Genomic DNA, 17,568 nt, shown 5'->3' on the forward strand with positions numbered 1-17,568 from the left:
TCAGGCCAGGCGTTTCGCCGAGGCGGTCCGCAAGGTTCATCCCGATCAGCTCCTTGCCTATAACTGCTCGCCGTCCTTCAACTGGAAACAGAATCTGGACGACGCGACCATTGCCAGGTTCCAGCGCGAACTCGGCGCCATGGGCTACAAGTTCCAGTTCATCACGCTCGCCGGCTTCCATCAGCTCAACCACGGCATGTTCGAGCTTGCCCGCGGCTACAAAGACCGCCAGATGGCCGCCTATTCGGAGCTGCAGGAAGCCGAGTTTGCCAGCGAGACGAACGGCTACACCGCAACCAAGCACCAGCGGGAGGTCGGCACGGGCTATTTCGATGCCGTATCCATGGCGATTACCGGCGGACAGTCGTCGACCACGGCCATGGGCGAATCGACCGAAACCGCTCAGTTCAAACCGGCCGCCGAATAGGCGGCTCCCGGGGCCGGCGGCATAAAGCCGCCTGTCCCTGCCGGCGGATCGTCCGCCACCTGCCATCGCCAGATAAGGAGACATCACAATGGCACCGCAGACACGCGTCAAAGAACGGGCTGAAGAACAGTCCTCTGCCATGACCGCAGACCAGCAGGCTGCGATCCGCATGGTTGCCAACGACCTGCACAGGCTGAACCAGTCGGTGATGAAGGCCGTCGACGCGGGTGTGTCGGTCGAACTGGTACGCTCCGCCCGTCACCACGGCGGCGACGGCAACTGGGGAGATCTTCTGATCCCGGTCATCGTTACACAGGGCTCGTAGGGCCGCTGTCGAAACGCCGGTCCGGTTGGTGAAGAGCCTCCCGATCGGACCGGTCGCATTCCGCCGCGCAATGACCGCTTTCCTCAGAGCAAGGAATTTTGCGGCGGAATGCTCATTTCAGGACAGGCCCCGCCAGCCCAGATCACCGCAGATAACGACTCGTTAAACATAGCCGCGGTTTTTACAGATAGCTCAACAACCAACAGTTTCTTTAATATTGAGATAACGGCACCTGAATATTATCCGTGCCGCGACAAATGATTTGTCGGCATCCGGCCGGTCCAGGCCTTTTCATACTATGCCCGCGATTATATCTGGCGTTCAGGATATTGTTATGCGTACGCCCAACCCACCTGCACCGGACATTCTGACGGATGGCGGCCCTGAAAAGCCGGCCGAGCCGACTCGGCCATCCGCCGTTTTGGCGGACGCGCGCGCCGGTGACGACGCTATAGAGGAGCTCGAACAACGCACCGAGTTCAACGATGTCGGCATTCTTTTGCGCAAGTGGAAGGCAGCCAGGACGCTGAGATCCCTGCCGCTTTATGAAGATCTCGTTCTGGGTTCGCTAGGAAAGCTGGCCGACGAGATCGCCGTCATCCGCCGTCTGGACAATGATGATCCCTTCATCGTGCGCGCCGGCGACACGTTTGAAAGCGTTATTCAGCGCGATTGCCATCTGACGCCGCTCTCATCGCTGCCGGTCAACTATCAGTATACGATCTCAAGCGCCCTCGACCAGGCCCGCTCAGCGGGAGAGCCGAGCCTGCGTTTGTGCCAGTCGACGGTCGAAGGCATGGTCTCGACGGTCGAACTCGTCGTTCTGCCGCTTTCCTCACAGTGGGAAGGCGAGTTCTTCCTGCTGTTCGCCCGACCGCGCAGCGAGCAGGTGGATCTCGCCAGCCTTCTGATCAATTCCACCAGGGAAGGAATCCTGGCACTGTCGGTGCTTGAAGAGGCCAATGGCCTGCCGCTCGATTTCATGATCCTGAGCATCAATGACGGGGCGGCCAAATTGCTCGGCTCGACGGTTGAGAAGCTGCGCATGTCGCGGCTGTCGAAAGCGCTGACCAGAACCGGTTTTCGTCGCAGCATGCACGCATTGCATAGGGCGATGAGAAGCAGCGAGCACCATCAGAGCTTTACGTTCGAATATGACGTTACGGAAGATTACACGGTTTCGATCAAGGCCGGCATCTCCCGCGCCGGTGAACTGCTGACGGTCACGTTGATCGATGTCGGGGAATTGCGCGCACGCGAGGCGCTGTTCCGATCGATGTTCGACGGCAATCCGGTGCCGATGATCGTCGTGGCGCAGGAGGATGCTCAAACCCTCAGGGTCAACGACGCGGCGCTTCGCCTCTTCGGCTACGGAAACGAAGAGTTTATGCGGCTCGGCCTGCACGACCTGCGTCTGGCGGAAGTCAGCGACGGCGAGGTCGAGGAGACCGCGACGCTTCAGGCGGGCGGCAGTTGCTGGATTCATAAGGCAGCCGGCGGCACGATGCTGAACGTCGTCGAATATGAACGGGACATAACCGTCGGGGACGTTCCCGCCACGCTGATCACGATTGTCGACGTGACGGAACGGACACGGGCCGAGGAGCAGATCACGTTTCTCGCGCATCACGACCCGCTGACCCGCCTTCCCAACCGGACGGTCTTCACACAGGCGCTCGAAAAGGCCTTCGCGGATTTTGCCCGCAGCGAAACCGCGTTCAGCGTTCTGACCATAGACCTTGACGGCTTCAAGCTCATCAACGACACCCAGGGACATGACGCAGGCGATTTGGTGCTGACCGAGGTGGCCAGCCGGCTGCTGGCGCTGGCGGGCGCCGACGACACGGTCGCGCGGCTGGGTGGCGATGAATTCGCCATGATCCTGTCGGGTTGCGGCACGCGCGAGGAGGCGTCCAAACGGGCCGGCCGGATATTGAGCGCCCTTGAGCGGATCCAAAACATCAATGGCCGCGACGTCAAAATCGAGGCCAGTATCGGGATCGCGATGGTTCCGGGCGATGCGGAAGAACTGGAACAATCCCTCAAATTCTCCGATCTGGCGCTCTACAGGGCAAAGAAGGACACCGGCAGTGCGTACCGGTTCTTCGAAATCGAGATGGACCGCGTCGAGAGTGAACGCCGGTCCCTCGAGGTCGAGCTGCGGCGCGCGGTGATCGAGAGCGAATTCGAGCTTCACTATCAGCCCATCATGTCGGTCAAGACGGGCCGGCTGCGGGGTTTCGAGGCCCTGATACGCTGGCGGCATCCAAGCCGCGGCCTCGTTCCGCCGGGGGACTTCATTCCGCTTGCCGAAGAGGTCGGCCTGATCGAACAAATGGGCGAATGGGTGCTCGGTGAAGCCTGCCGCCAGGCGATGCACTGGCCCGAGCAGCTCATCGTTGCGGTCAATGTCTCCGCCCAGCAGTTCGGAGGGGACCGGCTTGTCGGCGCCGTCAAACGTGCGCTCAAGGAGAGCGGGCTTGCCGCCGAAAGGCTGGAAATCGAAATCACGGAAAGCGTTCTGCTCAACGACACACAGGACAATATCGAGGTGTTGCAGCAACTGCGCGCCCTCAACGCCCGCATCGCACTGGACGATTTCGGCACCGGATATTCGAGTATGGGCTATCTGGCCAAATTTCCCTTCAACCGCATCAAGATCGACCGCAGCTTTGTCCGCGACATCGGCGACAACAAGAGTTCCCAGGCGGTGGTCCGCGCCATCGTCAGCCTCGGCTCGAGCCTTGGCATGGACATTACGGCCGAGGGCGTCGAAAACTCCGAGCAGCTGGAGGTTCTGATCAGCGAGAATTGCAGCGACCTGCAGGGATATCTGTTCAGCCCGCCCATACCGCAGCAGGATGTCAACACCGTCATCGACACCTTCTACGCGCCGGCCAGCCAATTGCGGGCCGATGCCGAAAAGGTGGCATAGCGCTGCATCGATGCAATGTCCCCGGGCCGGAGGTTTCAAATGAATACCGCTTGTTCTATGAGAACCCGAATGTAATCCCGCTGATGAGCGATTCATGGCCGAGAAATCCAAAAAGACATCCGCTAAACGTTCGGACGATGCCAGACAGGCGCGCCGCAGGCCCGCTTATGTGGACAATAAGCGCGGCGTTGAAAACTGGAAGCAGGCGGGCGAGTGGCTGAAATGGCGGGGCATCGAGGACATCGAATGCATCACGCCCGATCTTGCCGGAGTGCCGCGCGGCAAGATGATGCCGACGTCGAAATTCACGTCGAACACCTCGCTGTCGCTGCCGTCGGCTCTCTATCGCCAGACCATATCGGGCGAATATCCGGCCGAGACGGGCAATTTCCGTTACGACCCGCAGGATGGCGACCTGAAGCTGGTGCCCGATCTTTCCACCCTCGCCGCTGTGCCCTGGGAGAGCGATCCGACGGCACAGGTCATTTGCGATATTGTCGGCCCGGAGGGCAAAGGCGTCGACTATGCGCCGCGCAATGTGCTCAAGCGCGTGCTGTCGCTCTATGAGGAAAAGGGATGGCGCCCCGCCGTCGCCCCGGAAATCGAATTCTATCTCGTCGCCCTCAACGACGATCCGGACTATCCGCTCCAGCCGCCGGTGGGACGTTCCGGCCGCACCATCGCGCGGGGCCAGTCCTACACGATCGCGGGCGTCAACGAGTTCGACGAGCTGATCGACGACATCTATCATTTTTCCGAGGCGCAAGGGCTCGAGATCGATACGCTCATCCACGAGGAAGGACCGGCGCAGCTCGAAATCAACCTGCGCCACGGCGACCCGCTGCTGCTCGCGGACCAGGTGTTCATGTTCAAACGGACGATCCGCGAAGCCGCGCTCAAACACGGCATCTATGCGACCTTCATGGCAAAACCGATGCAGTCGCAGGCCGGCTCGGCCATGCATATCCACCAATCGGTGATGGATGCAAAGACCGGCCGCAACGTCTTCTGCAACCGGGACGGCTCACCCTCCGCGAACTTCTTTTCCTTTATCGGCGGCATGCAGCATTTCGTGCCGAAGGCTCTCGTGATGATGGCGCCTTACGTCAATTCCTACCGGCGGCTGACCCCGCAGATGGCCTGCCCGGTCAACAATGCCTGGGGTTACGACAACCGGACCGTCGCCTTCCGCGTCCCGCATTCCGACCCGGCCGCACGGCGGGTGGAAAACCGCCTGCCGTCGTCCGACGCCAATCCGTATCTGGCGATGGCGGCATCGCTTGCCTGCGGCTGGCTCGGCATGGTGCTCGAAGTCGTGCCCGACAGTCCGACCGAGACGACCGCCAATGAAGGCACGGCCGTCGATCTGCCCCGCGGTCTGCTCGATGCCTTGTCGCTGCTCGAGGACGAACCGTCCTTCGCCGAGGTCTTCGGCGGCGATTTCATCGATATCTATGCGGGTGTGAAGCGCGGCGAGTTCGAGACCTTCATGGAAGTGATCAGCCCGTGGGAGCGCGAGTTTCTGCTGCTCAATGTCTAGCGGCGGGTTTCAGGTGCTCCGCTCCACGCCGCAACAGCGCGATTTCGCCTCAGCCAGAACTCCAGAACAAGCAGGTAAGGCAGGTAGAACATCACCGTCTGCGCGACATCGAACCCACCGGAGAAATCCGGCCACGTGAAAAGCCCGCCGGTCAATGTGTTCCATATGTAATAGTGCGCCCGATATATCCAGGAGCCCAGGGCAAGCACGATCAGTCGAAGCGCCCAGTCGCGATGCTCTGGACGCCGCGCGCGGGCAAGGCGGAGGGTCTGGACGGCGGCGATCCCCAACAGCACGCCATAAAGGCTGAAGCCGATATTCATTGGCGTCCCGCCGATGGTGCCGTTTCGCGCGATGTAGAACAGTCCCCCGACCGAGGTCGCGATTGCGAGAAAGACGATCACATATCCGAGTGTTTTATGCAGCAGCGGCAGGAACGCGCGGATCGGCTGCAACAGTTGCAGGGGGACCAGGACGGTCAGCAGGCCGCCGACGATCATGTGGCCGTATATGGACAGATTGGACCAAAACGCGCCGGCATGATGCAAACGGGAGAATTGAATCTCCCAGCCATCGTTCATGCGCATTCCGCGTTCGACCGCGTGCCTGGCAAAGTCCCAGGAAAGAAGGATCAACGCAACAACAAGCACCGTTGTTGCAGATATAGCAGTCCAGGTCAGCGCCTTCCGTCTTGTCATTGCAGTTGCCAATGCGCGCCCGCGGCCGCCTGATACCATTGGGTGCACAAACATCCCGGTTTACTGATGCCCGCCACCGGTTCCGCACCGGTTTGTACCGGCAGCTTCAGGCCTTCCTGAGGCTGCCGGCGACGATTATATGCTCAAAACTTCTGCTTAGGCAGGGAAGCGGGCGTTGGCCGCCGCGCCGATATCGATGACCTCACCGGAGATGTATTTTCCGCCTTCACCGCAAAGGAAGGCGGCGGCGCGACCGACCTCGATCGGCTCGTAGAAGCCGACATTCATCGGGTGGATCTGCTGATTGGCGATCGCGTCGAACTGCTCAAAGGTCAGTCCCTGCCCGGGGGCAAGGGCGTTCAATATATAGTCGTTTTCCAGAAGCTTGGTGCGCACCAGGGTCGGGCAGAGCGCGTTGACCGTGATGTTCTGCGCCGCGACACTGAGCGCGGCGCTCTTGGCAAGACCGATCATCGCCCATTTCGTTGCCCCGTAGAGGGGGAAATTTTCACTGCCCGCGCGCCCCGTGGTCGAAGCCATCAGGACAATACGCCCGCTTTCCTGCGCCTGCATGACCGGCAACGCCGCCTGCATCGTATGGATCGAGCCGATCAGGTTGATGTCGTTGATCGTGCGCACCTGCTCTTCGGTGAAGCCGCCCAGCCGGCCCGGCTGCGTGATGCCGGCATTGACGATCAGGAAGTCCAGCGAGCCGAATTCGGACCGGGTCTGGGCCACAGCCGATGCCAGCGCATCGGCATCGCGCACGTCGCCCTTGATGGCCAGCGCCTTGACGCCGTGCGATTCAACGGCCGCCTTGGCATCGGCCAGATCCTGTTCGCTCGCCAGCGGATAAGGCACTTCGGCGGGCTGCGCGGCAATGTCGAACAGCACCACATTCGCCCCGCCCTTGGCCAGTTCTTCGGCGCAGGCAAGGCCGATGCCCCGTGCGGCGCCGGTAATAAAAGCAGTCTTTCCGGCGAGTTCGCCACCTGCCTGTTCCTGCGCTCGAGCTCCCGTTGCGGCGAGCGTCGCCGCGGCAATGCCAACGCCCGCTGCGCCGGCCAGGACCTGACGGCGGGATGCAGTTTTGAGGTCATCTGTCATGTCGGGGAATCCTCTGTTGAAAACAGCCGACAATCTAGTTGCACGCCTGATAGGACACACTGGCAGGCTGCGCAAATTCTCTAGCGAAATGCGCAGTCAGTGCAGATTGCGCGCTTCGGCGGGCGTCATGCCCGTCCAGTCGCGGAAGGCGCGGTAAAAGGAATTGGGATCGGCGAAGCCAAGCAGATAGGACACCTCCTCGACCCGCAGCGCCTCGTCGCGCAGATAGGAGACCGCCAGGTCCCGGCGCAGATTTTCCAGCACTCCGCGAAAGCTTGTGCCGTCCTCGGCGAGCCTGAGTTGCAGGTTGCGCCGCCCCATTCCCAATCGGCCGCACACATCGTCGATCGAGGACCTTCCGGACGGAAGCAGCTCGATCAGTTCGGCCCGGACACGATCGGCGGCGCTCGCATCCCGATCCAGCTCCAGCATCCGCCTGTTGAGGATCGGCTCCAGCCCCTGCCAGACATCCGCATTTTCGGAAATCAGCGGAAGATCGATATCGGACTGACGGAACAGGATTTCCGGTGCGCCCTTTGGATCCGGCGCGATACCGAGAAAATCCTCGAGGGCCGGAGCCGGGTCAATGGTGCCGACCTTCAAAGGCGCAACGTCGCGCCCGGTCAGCAGGCGGCAAAGTTCGACAAAGAAGCTCACCTCGAAATTCGCCAGAAGCGCACAGAATTTCTGGCTGTCATCAAGCGGCAGGAAACGAGCCAGATATCCGTCTGCCGTTTCCCGATGCTCGATCCTTATGGGAGCAACCAGCGGCTTGAACAATGTCAGGCGGTCCAGGCCGGTGCGGATCCTGTCGGCGCAGGAAAACGCCACCAGAGCAGACCCAAACGGCAAATGCGGCATCTTGCGTCCCAGCTTGACGCCAAGATCGGGGTCGCTCGACAACGCCTCGGCTGCGGCCCATATGGCAAAATACTGCGCGGGATCGACGACGAAATCCGGATCATCAAGCAATCGGACCGAAAGTCCTGCCTGTCGAAGAACCGCCTCGGGCTGCAACCCCGCAAACGCCGAGGCGGCCTCGACCTGCTTGCCCATCCGATAGTGATGCCTGGTCATGGTGGTGTCCTGAATTGTGTTTGGTGTGTGAACCTCTCAACCACAACACGCGCGCGCAACAGCAAAACACGAAAATGTACTTGCGAAAAGCGCAAAGCACACTGGCTTGCAGGAAACTATCAGTTCCATACACTTGCGCGGCCGGTCGCAGGTCGGAGGCGAGGGACCATACAGCTCTCCGGCCAAAATTGGGCGCTCAAGCACCGATGAGCAGCCAGACCATCCGCGTCGAGGTTTTCGGCAGCGACTTCTTCACCCTGCTGTGCCTGAACGGCCGCGCAACGTTCAACTGATCAGGTACTCAACGAATTCAGTTTGGGGGGAAAGCGGACGTTCGCTGCGGATTGAATGAACGACCGGAATAGGGCCGAAAGCGGAATGTCGGCTCTCAGCGGCCAGTCAGCCGATAGTGGACGTTAAGCCCGATGCGACGGACAGGCGAATTTGCTTATGGAACTCAGGCGCGATGTCAGACGGTTTTTGCTCAATGACCATCGCCTTCTCAACAACGGAATGAAGGACGTGCTCTAAGGCTGGAGTGCTGATCTCTTCAATCGAGATTCAGCCCATTGAAGCAGGCGCGCAGCGCGTCCATTATCAAGGGGATTCGTCCTTCTTTCGCCGCAGGATCGTAACCGCTTGGCAAACAGGAGGCTTGGCGTGCGAAGCGCGATTAGAGTCCGGCCCGGTGCGAGCCGGGAGACGCCCGGCAATTTGAAGTCCTGCCTACACCGCGGCGGCGGCCGTTGTTCCTGTGCCTTCCTCGGCGTGGGTTTCGGGTGATGGCTCGGCAATCTGTTTGAACAGCGCCATGATTTCGATGATGTCACCAAACGCGGTGGGCTTTTGCCTCATTGCAATGTCGGCGTAGGCTTCCCTTACGCGGGCCGCCTCAACTTTCAGGAATTCGCCGCAGAAGCGCGCAAATATGATCTTTCCAGGCAGCACCTGAATCCAGCGGCTGCTTTGCAGCGAGGTGACTATGGTGGCGTGTTCAGATGCAACCATGCTGCGGATTTGGTCATCACCAAGCGCATCTGAAATACCGGCAATGCTCTGGGACACCTGGTTCGAGATGCCGTCCGCCAATTGATCCGGAGTCTGGGTATCGACGTCACGTACTGTCGGCTGATCAACTGCCCCCAATACCCGGATCGTTTCACGCACATTCCAAAGGACGGACGACATGACGGCGCCGCTTGCAATGCGCTCAAGCTCACTTCGGATGTTGGCAGGATCGCGCTTGTCAGCGCCAAGATAGAATGCTCCGGCAACCTCGCTTAGTACATCTTCGTCAAGAAGGTAGTTTTCGATATGCCGTCGTGGAAGGCATCGGAATCGCTGGTTCTGCTCCAGCGTCGTAATCAACTGATCGGGAAGCCCGTCACGATCACGGATCAGAAACAGATCAATCCCAAATATTGCGGTTGCGATCTCGTCAACGACGTTGCGAAGGGCCATGACATTGTCGACGGAGCCGATTGGAAGCACGTAAGAATCCGGAAAAGCGCTCTGAGCGACCTTGTGGTAAACGAGACGATCAACGCTAGCTTCTTTGCCCTCTATGAAAATCAGGCGCTTGCCGACCGCGAACATCCCCAAATTGGAACTGGCTGCGCGGGTGACGGATGCGTGGGCCGCTGAGAGGCCGCTCAACTTGTGCGCCTGATTTTGACCTTCGTTCGACGTATCAACAAAGAACACGTTGCCGGTAGCATAGTAAGTGGAAATCAGATCGGATGAGTGGGTGAAGAGAAAGAGTTGATTGGTCCCTCCGCCAAACTCCTTGAGCGTCTCGATAAGCCTAAAAGTCAATGTCGGGTGCAGATGCAGTTCCGGCTCGTCGATCATGATTACGGAATGCGTGATACGTTTCCACACAAGATCGAAAGCGACCTTTACAACCTCCTGTTCGCCTGAACTGAGTGTTCCGAACGGCATTGGTCCGGAATTGCGGACACGATAATGAAACTCTTTGGGCGCTTTCGGATCGATGGGCTCAAGTGTTTTACCCGGAAGCAATCGCTCAAACATCGCCTGATACGGAGCAAATGGGTCGGGATATTTTGTGAGGGCATCCGCCCCGGTTTTTTCAGGATTTTCCTTAATGAAGGTGGCGATCTTCTGATCCCTGTTGGCCACCTTCTTGTAGACCTTGTTCACAAGCTGCTGCCATCGATTGGTGAAGGGACTCAGGTACCATGAGTAGTTGAAATCCTCATCATCGGGATCGACTGTCGCCAGTGTGAACTGTTCGAATTTAACGGGCGTGACGGCCCGGTTCGAGTCGATCTGAATTACTGTCCCCGTGTATGCCTTTGATCTCGTTCTGGTTGCCAGATAGTCACGTAGCGGCTGACAGTTTTCTTTTGCTTGCACCTGCAGCGTTTTTGATCCCCAGGCCCTTTCCTCTTCCTCTCTCGTCGCGGTGAGGGAAATTGCCGCTTGTGGCGTCTGGGGTTGCCGGAATGAGTTGGCAATAGCTTCCTTCAGGCGGGTTTTTCCGGAGCCATTGGCACCCGCGATGACAACCACGTTCGAGGTCGTCTGGATCTCGAACAGTTTTATCGGCGGTATCGCTCTAACGCTGATCTGGTCTATTCGCATTAATCTCCGCCCCTGCTTGGGGTTTTTGCTTGCCAACAGAGTATGCGATTCGCGGGAGCGACTGAAATACGCCAACGACATCGGTGTGAAGATACGTTTCGATTGTGGCGCTAGCGGATATTACGGTTGCTAGGTTCGCGCCAGCGACGAAGGCAAAATCGCAATCGCGAACGATGAAGGCGCACCATTCCGACATGGTAGCGCCGCCCTTCAACAGTTCGTCGTCAAGCGCACTAATGAATGCCCATTTTGCCTCTTCATTCAAAATCCGTTCCTTCAAGCGAAGCCACTTTTTACCCAAAATATAGCATTGGTCAGTGTGCGCCGTAAGCAGTCAATGTTCCAATCAAGTTGAACGTCAGCTCCGTCCGCGATGTGTGAATTCAGATTAGGCTCGATTTCGCAAGCGCAGCGAATGTCTCCTTCGACGGATCCAAAGCAGCATCCTAGGCGAAGGGTGAATGGCAGCAAAGGGCCGGAAGCTGGCGCTCAAATTTACTCTGGATATGGTCTGAATTGGACTCCAACGGATCATCCAATTGTCTGCCAAGCTTGCGTGTTAAGAACCCTACGCATGCAGAATTGAAGCCCGAATCCGCCCTTTCGGCAAATTAGCACTGGTGTTTTTAAATCGATTAGATTATGAGAGGGCGCGACAGTGCCCGTGGCCCTCGACCCTATGCGAAAAGTGAGTCAGCAGCGATGAGCAGTCAGACCATCCCCGTCGATCCTTTCGACTATATCGTCTTCGGCGGCACCGGCGATCTTGCCGAGCGCAAATTGCTGCCGGCGCTCTATCACCGCCAGATGTCGGGTCAGTTGAGCGAGCCCACACGCATCATCGGCGCGTCCCGGTCGAACCTGAGCGACGAGGCCTATCGGGAATTTGCCAAGACGGCGCTGTCGGAGCATCTCAAGGACGGTGAATTCCAGGACGAGGAGATCAAACGCTTCCTCGACCGCCTGCATTATGTGTCGATCGACGCGGGCAGCGAACGCGGCTGGGACCGGCTCTCCAAACTCCTGGTGGACGGCAAGGACCGGGTCCGCGCCTTTTACCTCGCCGTCAGCCCGTCGATCTTCGGCGACATCTGCGAGCGGATCAACGGCAACGGTCTGATCAACGACAATACCCGCATTGTGGTGGAAAAGCCGATCGGCCGGGATCTCGTCACGGCCCACGCCCTCAACGACACGATCGGCAAGGCGTTCATCGAGGAACAGATTTTCCGCATCGATCACTATCTCGGCAAGGAAACCGTTCAGAACCTGATGGCGCTGAGGTTTGCCAACGCGCTTTACGAGCCGCTTTGGAACTCGGCGCATATCGATCATGTCCAGATCACGGTGGCCGAGTCGGTGGGGCTCGAAGGGCGCGCCGGCTATTACGACCGGGCCGGCGCCTTGCGCGACATGATCCAGAACCATCTGCTGCAATTGCTTTGCCTGGTCGCCATGGAGGCTCCGACATCGATCGATGCCGAGGCGGTGCGCGATGAAAAGCTCAAGGTCCTGAGGGCGCTGCGACCCATCGACGACAGCAATGCGGCCAGGCTCACCGTGCGCGGCCAGTACCGTGCAGGCGCGTCCGCCGACGGGGCCGTCCAGGGATATCTGGAGGAGCTCGGCGACGAGACGTCCAACACGGAAACCTTCGTTGCGATCAAGGCCGAGATTGAAAACTGGCGCTGGGCGGGCGTGCCGTTTTACCTGCGGACCGGCAAGCGCATGGCACAGCGTGTCTCCGAAATCGTCATCAATTTCAAGCCGATCCCGCATTCGATCTTCAGCGAAGGCGCCGGCCACATCATCGCCAACCAGCTCGTCATCCGGCTGCAGCCGGATGAAGGCGTGAAGCAGTGGATCATGATCAAGGATCCGGGTCCGGGCGGCATGCGTTTGCGGCACGTGCCGCTCGATATGAGCTTTGCGGCAAGTTTCGGCGGCCGCAATCCCGATGCCTATGAGCGGCTTTTGATGGACGTCATCCGCTGCAACCAGACGCTCTTCATGCGGCGCGACGAAGTGGAGGCGGCGTGGCACTGGATCGATCCGATTCTGAAGGCGTGGGAGGATTCCGAACAGCCGTGCCATGGCTATACGGCGGGCACGTCGGGTCCGACGAACGCCATCGCACTCATCGAACGGGACGGCCGCACCTGGCACGAAAGCAGGTAGGCGGCGGGCGGATATGAGCGAACCCGAAATCCTGCGTTTTGACGACGGCGACGCGCTGGCGCAATCGCTGGCCAGCAATGTCGCCGGCCGGCTTCAGGCGGCGGTCGATGCGGACGGTGCGGCGCTGCTCGCGGTCTCGGGAGGGACGACCCCGCGGCTCTTCTTCCGGCAGTTGAGCGCCGCCGATATCGATTGGAAGAATGTGACCGTGACCCTAGTGGACGAGCGCTTCGTTGCGCCTTCCAGCGAGCGCTCGAACCAACGCCTTGCCGCCATGAACCTATTGCAGGAGAAAGCCGGTCCGGCGGGTTTTATCCCGTTTTATTGCGAGGGATTGACGGCCGAGGAAGCCGCGCGCGACGCCGATCTGAAGATCGGTGCACTGGCAAGGCCGCTCGATGTGGCCGTTCTCGGTCTTGGAACGGACGGACACACCGCGTCCTGGTTCCCCGGCAGCGCCGATCTCGGCGCCCTGACCGATCCGGATCAGACGTCCACGGTCCTGGCGGCGGAAGCCCCCGGTCAGCCGGAAACCCGCCTGACTTTGACCCTTCCGCCACTGTTGCGTGCCGACCATGTGTTTTTGCACATCGAGGGCGAACAGAAGATGACGGTTCTCAAAGAGGCCATGAACAGCGGACCGGTGGAGGAACTTCCCGTCCGCGCTATCTTAAGGCGCACCGCAAGGCCGCTGCAGGTCTATTTCGCGCCTTGAACGGACTGGCGCTTTTGCGCCGCACATACAGGTTGCCAACCCGATTAACGGCAGGAACATTATGCCCGCTCGCTCATCTGTCCAGTCGATTACCAGACGTCTTGTGGAACGCTCGAAGCCCACCCGGGAAGCCTATCTGGAGCGTGTGAAAAAAGCCGGTGAGGCAGGGCCGAACCGGACAAGCCTGTCCTGCGGCAATCTCGCCCACGGTTTTGCCGCCTGCGGCGTGCCGGATAAAGAAGCCCTTGCCGGTGACCGGGTCGCAAATCTCGGCATCATCACGGCCTATAATGACATGCTCTCGGCCCACCAGCCGTTCGAGACATTTCCCGCCCGGATCCGCGAGGCCGCACGCGAAGCCGGCGGCGTTGCGCAGGTCGCCGGCGGCGTCCCGGCCATGTGCGACGGCGTGACCCAGGGCCAGCCCGGTATGGATCTGTCGCTGTTTTCCCGCGACGTGATCGCGCTTTCGGCGGCCGTCGGGCTGTCCCACAATATGTTCGATGCCGCGGCCTATCTCGGCGTGTGCGACAAGATCGTGCCGGGCCTCGTCATCGCCGCCCTGACCTTCGGCCATCTGCCGGCGGTGTTCGTCCCCGCGGGGCCGATGACGTCCGGCCTGCCGAACGAGGAAAAGGTCCGCATCCGTCAACTCTATGCGGAGGGCAAGGTCGGCCGGGCCGAACTTCTGGAGGCTGAGTCAAAATCCTATCACGGGCCGGGCACCTGCACCTTTTACGGCACGGCCAATTCCAATCAGATGCTGATGGAGATCATGGGCTTCCATCTGCCCGGCGCCTCGTTCATCAATCCGGGAACGCCGTTGCGCGACGCGCTGACGCGCGAGGCGGCCAAGCGCGCCCTGGCGATCACGGCACTCGGCAATGAATATACGCCGGCCGGGGTGATGATCGATGAGCGCAGCGTCATCAACGGTCTTGTCGGGCTGCATGCCACGGGCGGCTCGACAAACCACACCATGCATCTGATCGCCATGGCGCATGCGGCCGGGATTATCCTGACCTGGGAAGACATATCGGACCTGTCCGACATCGTGCCGCTGCTTGCCCGCATTTATCCAAACGGCCCGGCGGACGTCAATCATTTCCACGCCGCCGGCGGCATGGGCTTCCTGATCTCGCAACTGCTGAAGGGAGGCCTGCTGCATGACGACGTGCGCACCGTGTGGGGTGAAGGCCTCGCGGCCTATGCCATCGAGCCGAAGCTGAACAGCGACGGCACGGTCGCCCGCGAACCGGCTTCCAAGCAAAGCGCAAATCCGAAAGTGCTCTCGACCATTGACGAGCCGTTTCAGGACAATGGCGGGCTGAAGGTCCTGAGCGGAAATCTGGGCAAATCGGTCATCAAGATCTCGGCGGTGAAGGCGGAGCGCCATATCGTGGAAGGGCCGGCAAAAGTCTTCGACAATCAGCAGGCCTTGCAGGACGCCTTCAAGGCCGGCGAACTGGAAGAGGACTTCATCGCTGTGGTGCGCTTCCAGGGACCGCGGGCGGTGGGCATGCCCGAACTGCACAAGCTGACGCCGCCGCTCGGCGTCCTTCAGGATCGCGGCTTCAAGGTGGCGCTGGTGACCGACGGGCGCATGTCCGGCGCGTCCGGCAAGGTGCCGGCGGCCATCCACATGACGCCCGAGGCGCTGGACGGCGGGCCGATTGCCAGGATTCGCGATGGCGACATGATCCGGATCGACGCCTCGGCCGGAACGCTGAACGTACTCGTGGACGCCGCCGAATTCGACGCCAGGACGCCGGCCACGGCGGATATTGCCGAAAGCGAGTACGGCATGGGGCGCGAACTCTTCGCGAACTTCCGCGCCCTTGCCGGCCGGGCCGACGAAGGCGCCAGCGTGCTCTACAGCTGAAATCAGAAGACCGGCGGCGTCCTGCCGGCGTGACGGCAGGCCGAGACCAGCGTGTTGGCCATGAGCATGGCAATCGTCATCGGTCCGACGCCGCCCGGCACGGGCGTGATCGCACCGGCAACCCGTGCACATTCCGCATAGGCCACATCGCCGACGAGGCGTGTCTTGCCCTCGCCGCGCTCCGGCGCAGGGATCCGGTTGATCCCGACGTCGATAATCGTCGCACCGGGTTTGACCCAGTCGCCCCTGATCATTTCGGGCCGGCCGACGGCGGCAACCAGAATATCGGCATTGCGGCAGACCGCCGGCAGATCGGGCGTGCGGCTGTGGGCGATCGTGACCGTGGCGTTGGCGGCCAGCAGCAGGCTCGCCATGGGTTTTCCGACAATGTTCGAACGCCCGACAACAACCGCGTTGAGCCCGGACAGATCCTTGCCGCGAACCCGCTCGACGAGCAGCATCGAGCCCGCCGGCGTGCACGGGACAAAGGCCGTTTCCACCTCGCCCGTGGTCAGTTTCCCGGCATTGATGACATGAAAACCGTCCACATCCTTGTGCGGGCTGATTGCCTGGATGACACGGCCGTCGTCTATGTGATCCGGCAGCGGAAGCTGGACGAGAATTCCGTGAATCTGCGGATCGTTGTTCAGTTCCTCCACCAGCGCGAGCAGGTCGGCTTCGCTGGTCGATTCCGCCAACGTGTGCTGCACGGAATGGAAGCCGCACTCCCTGGCCTTTTTGCCCTTGGAGGCGACATAGACCTGGCTTGCCGGATCCTCCCCGACAATCACCACCGCAATGCCGGGCACGACCCCGCTTTGCCGCTTCAGGTCTTCGGCCGCTTTCTTGACGATTTCAACCACGCTGTCGGCAACCGACCGTCCGTCAATCACCGCCGCATCCTGCATCTGTGCTGTCATCTGGCTGCTCCACTCGCAAATCCCGGGTTCTTCTGCGCCTTCTAGAGCATATGGACAAGCCAAGAAAAGGTCCGTTCGCGCCCTTAGGTGTCAAATCCGTGATGTGGTTCGGCAAAAGATCGGCATTGCACCCACGATTGCGCCGGCGAGCAGGGAGGGGCTTGCAGATGGCAGACGGCGAAATGCAGGCCGCCCCCGGTCTTCTGAGAGCAAGTCAGGCCCGGATCGGATCCTTTGACCGCGGCGATTTAATCCCAACAGACCCTAAACCAGACTTACTCTAGTTGTTTTCGCCCACGGTTTTCATCGGCGGCGGCGGCAGGCGGCGCTTGCGCTCGCGGTCGCGCACCTCCGCCTTGGTCAGGAATTCCATCTGCTCGACCAGAACCTCGTGAAACACCTTGCGGCCCAGCTTCTCGTTGAGGCCGTCGCGCACGACGACGCGAAATGCGTCGAGATCGAACTCCTCGACACGCGAGAAGTCGATGACCCGGTTGCCGACAAGGAGCGTGTAAAGCTGATCGGTGATGAGGAGATGCGGCGGCAGGGTCAGCGCATTGAGCACTTCGGGTTCCGCCGTATAAACGAGCCTTGTAATGAAATAACCGCGCACCTGCCCCTCATAGATCGCCGGGATGGAGATCAGATCGGAGCGGACATAATCGAGCCCGCCGAAAAAGTCGGCCTGTTCCCCGGGTTCGGCCGGATTCGAGGCCGACTGCAGGGCAAAATAGACCGATGCCAGCGTGACGCCGCAAATCCAGACACCCGTGATGACGAGTTTGATCATACGACCTCACGCAAATAGAACTGGTCGGCGGTGTAGGTCCCGTCGGCTTCGGCTTCCTGGGCGGCGTCGCGCAGCAGATCGGTCACCTTTCGGACCGCATCAAGATGCGCCTTGACCTTGGCCGTGTTGCGCTCCAGCTTGCCGTGGATTGCCCGCAGCATGTCGCCATGGCGGCCATTCATCTGCTGTGGCGCGACGGCCTGGGCCAGGGTCGAAAGCTCGTAGAGGCACCTGCTTTTGAGAACATTGGAAGCGCCGACATCGAAATCGGGGTCGGTCCCCAGGGCGTTGTTCTCGTATTCCAGCACGGCGTCGAGCCGGTTCAGAACCTTCAATACACGATCGTCCGCATCCAGGTTGCTCATGG

The 17,568-nt window shown here is 60.4% G+C and carries 14 protein-coding genes and 1 pseudogene; 7 read left to right on the forward strand and 8 right to left on the reverse strand.

Features of this window, described 5'->3' with window-relative positions:
* The 4 genes and pseudogenes from AC5E6N_RS10080 to AC5E6N_RS10095 all read left to right on the forward strand — a co-directional run.
* Window positions 1-427 (forward strand): annotated as a pseudogene (locus AC5E6N_RS10080) (isocitrate lyase); the annotation flags it as partial.
* An 88-nt stretch (window positions 428-515) separates the two neighbouring features.
* Complete coding sequence (locus AC5E6N_RS10085) at window positions 516-752, forward strand: SMc00767 family acetate metabolism repressor (RefSeq protein ID WP_136659671.1); 237 nt, start codon at window positions 516-518, stop codon at window positions 750-752.
* A gap of 334 nt (window positions 753-1,086) precedes the next feature.
* Window positions 1,087-3,687 (forward strand): putative bifunctional diguanylate cyclase/phosphodiesterase, encoded by a 2,601-nt coding sequence (locus tag AC5E6N_RS10090; protein ID WP_491747702.1) that lies wholly within the window; start codon window positions 1,087-1,089, stop codon window positions 3,685-3,687.
* 94 nt (window positions 3,688-3,781) lie between these two features.
* Entirely contained in the window at window positions 3,782-5,227 is a 1,446-nt protein-coding gene (locus tag AC5E6N_RS10095; RefSeq protein WP_491747703.1) for a glutamine synthetase family protein, read from the forward strand.
* Here the strand turns inward: AC5E6N_RS10095 and AC5E6N_RS10100 are convergent.
* From AC5E6N_RS10100 to AC5E6N_RS10120, 5 genes are all read right to left on the reverse strand, one after another.
* Window positions 5,224-5,925: a DUF2306 domain-containing protein gene (locus AC5E6N_RS10100; protein ID WP_491747704.1), complete on the reverse strand. Its 702-nt coding sequence runs from the start codon at window positions 5,923-5,925 to the stop codon at window positions 5,224-5,226. The two genes, AC5E6N_RS10095 and AC5E6N_RS10100, sit on opposite strands and share 4 nt — an antisense overlap.
* A gap of 156 nt (window positions 5,926-6,081) precedes the next feature.
* A complete protein-coding gene (locus AC5E6N_RS10105; RefSeq protein WP_491747705.1) occupies window positions 6,082-7,032 on the reverse strand; it encodes an SDR family NAD(P)-dependent oxidoreductase in 951 nt (316 codons plus the stop codon).
* A gap of 96 nt (window positions 7,033-7,128) precedes the next feature.
* A complete protein-coding gene (locus tag AC5E6N_RS10110) occupies window positions 7,129-8,109 on the reverse strand; it encodes a helix-turn-helix transcriptional regulator (protein ID WP_491747706.1) in 981 nt (326 codons plus the stop codon).
* A 726-nt stretch (window positions 8,110-8,835) separates the two neighbouring features.
* Window positions 8,836-10,716 (reverse strand): AAA family ATPase, encoded by a 1,881-nt coding sequence (locus tag AC5E6N_RS10115; RefSeq protein ID WP_491747707.1) that lies wholly within the window; start codon window positions 10,714-10,716, stop codon window positions 8,836-8,838.
* Window positions 10,691-10,981: a hypothetical protein gene (locus AC5E6N_RS10120; RefSeq protein WP_491747708.1), complete on the reverse strand. Its 291-nt coding sequence runs from the start codon at window positions 10,979-10,981 to the stop codon at window positions 10,691-10,693. The genes AC5E6N_RS10115 and AC5E6N_RS10120 overlap by 26 nt, the downstream gene beginning before the upstream one ends.
* A gap of 437 nt (window positions 10,982-11,418) precedes the next feature.
* Between AC5E6N_RS10120 and zwf the strand changes: the two genes are divergently transcribed.
* The 3 genes from zwf (at window position 11,419) to edd (ending at window position 15,491) form a co-directional block, all read left to right on the forward strand.
* Window positions 11,419-12,894 carry a glucose-6-phosphate dehydrogenase gene (zwf, locus tag AC5E6N_RS10125; RefSeq protein ID WP_491747709.1) on the forward strand — a complete coding sequence of 492 codons (1,476 nt, stop codon included), beginning with the start codon at window positions 11,419-11,421 and terminating at the stop codon, window positions 12,892-12,894.
* Between the two features lie 13 nt (window positions 12,895-12,907).
* Window positions 12,908-13,609, forward strand: coding sequence for a 6-phosphogluconolactonase (gene pgl, locus AC5E6N_RS10130; protein WP_491747710.1), 702 nt, complete (start codon window positions 12,908-12,910; stop codon window positions 13,607-13,609).
* A gap of 61 nt (window positions 13,610-13,670) precedes the next feature.
* Window positions 13,671-15,491 carry a phosphogluconate dehydratase gene (edd, locus tag AC5E6N_RS10135; protein WP_491747711.1) on the forward strand — a complete coding sequence of 607 codons (1,821 nt, stop codon included), beginning with the start codon at window positions 13,671-13,673 and terminating at the stop codon, window positions 15,489-15,491.
* A 2-nt stretch (window positions 15,492-15,493) separates the two neighbouring features.
* Here the strand turns inward: edd and folD are convergent, their stop codons facing one another.
* From folD to AC5E6N_RS10150, 3 genes are all read right to left on the reverse strand, one after another.
* A complete protein-coding gene (gene folD / locus AC5E6N_RS10140) occupies window positions 15,494-16,399 on the reverse strand; it encodes a bifunctional methylenetetrahydrofolate dehydrogenase/methenyltetrahydrofolate cyclohydrolase FolD (protein WP_491747725.1) in 906 nt (301 codons plus the stop codon).
* Between the two features lie 292 nt (window positions 16,400-16,691).
* Window positions 16,692-17,201, reverse strand: a complete 510-nt coding sequence (locus AC5E6N_RS10145; protein WP_491747712.1) for a hypothetical protein — start codon at window positions 17,199-17,201, stop codon at window positions 16,692-16,694.
* On the reverse strand, window positions 17,198-17,566 hold the full coding sequence (locus tag AC5E6N_RS10150; RefSeq protein WP_491691436.1) for a hypothetical protein: 369 nt from the start codon (window positions 17,564-17,566) through the stop codon (window positions 17,198-17,200). The genes AC5E6N_RS10145 and AC5E6N_RS10150 overlap by 4 nt, the downstream gene beginning before the upstream one ends.
* Between the last annotated feature and the right edge of the window lie 2 nt (window positions 17,567-17,568).

It is taken from the genome of Hoeflea sp. (genome assembly GCF_984452065.1).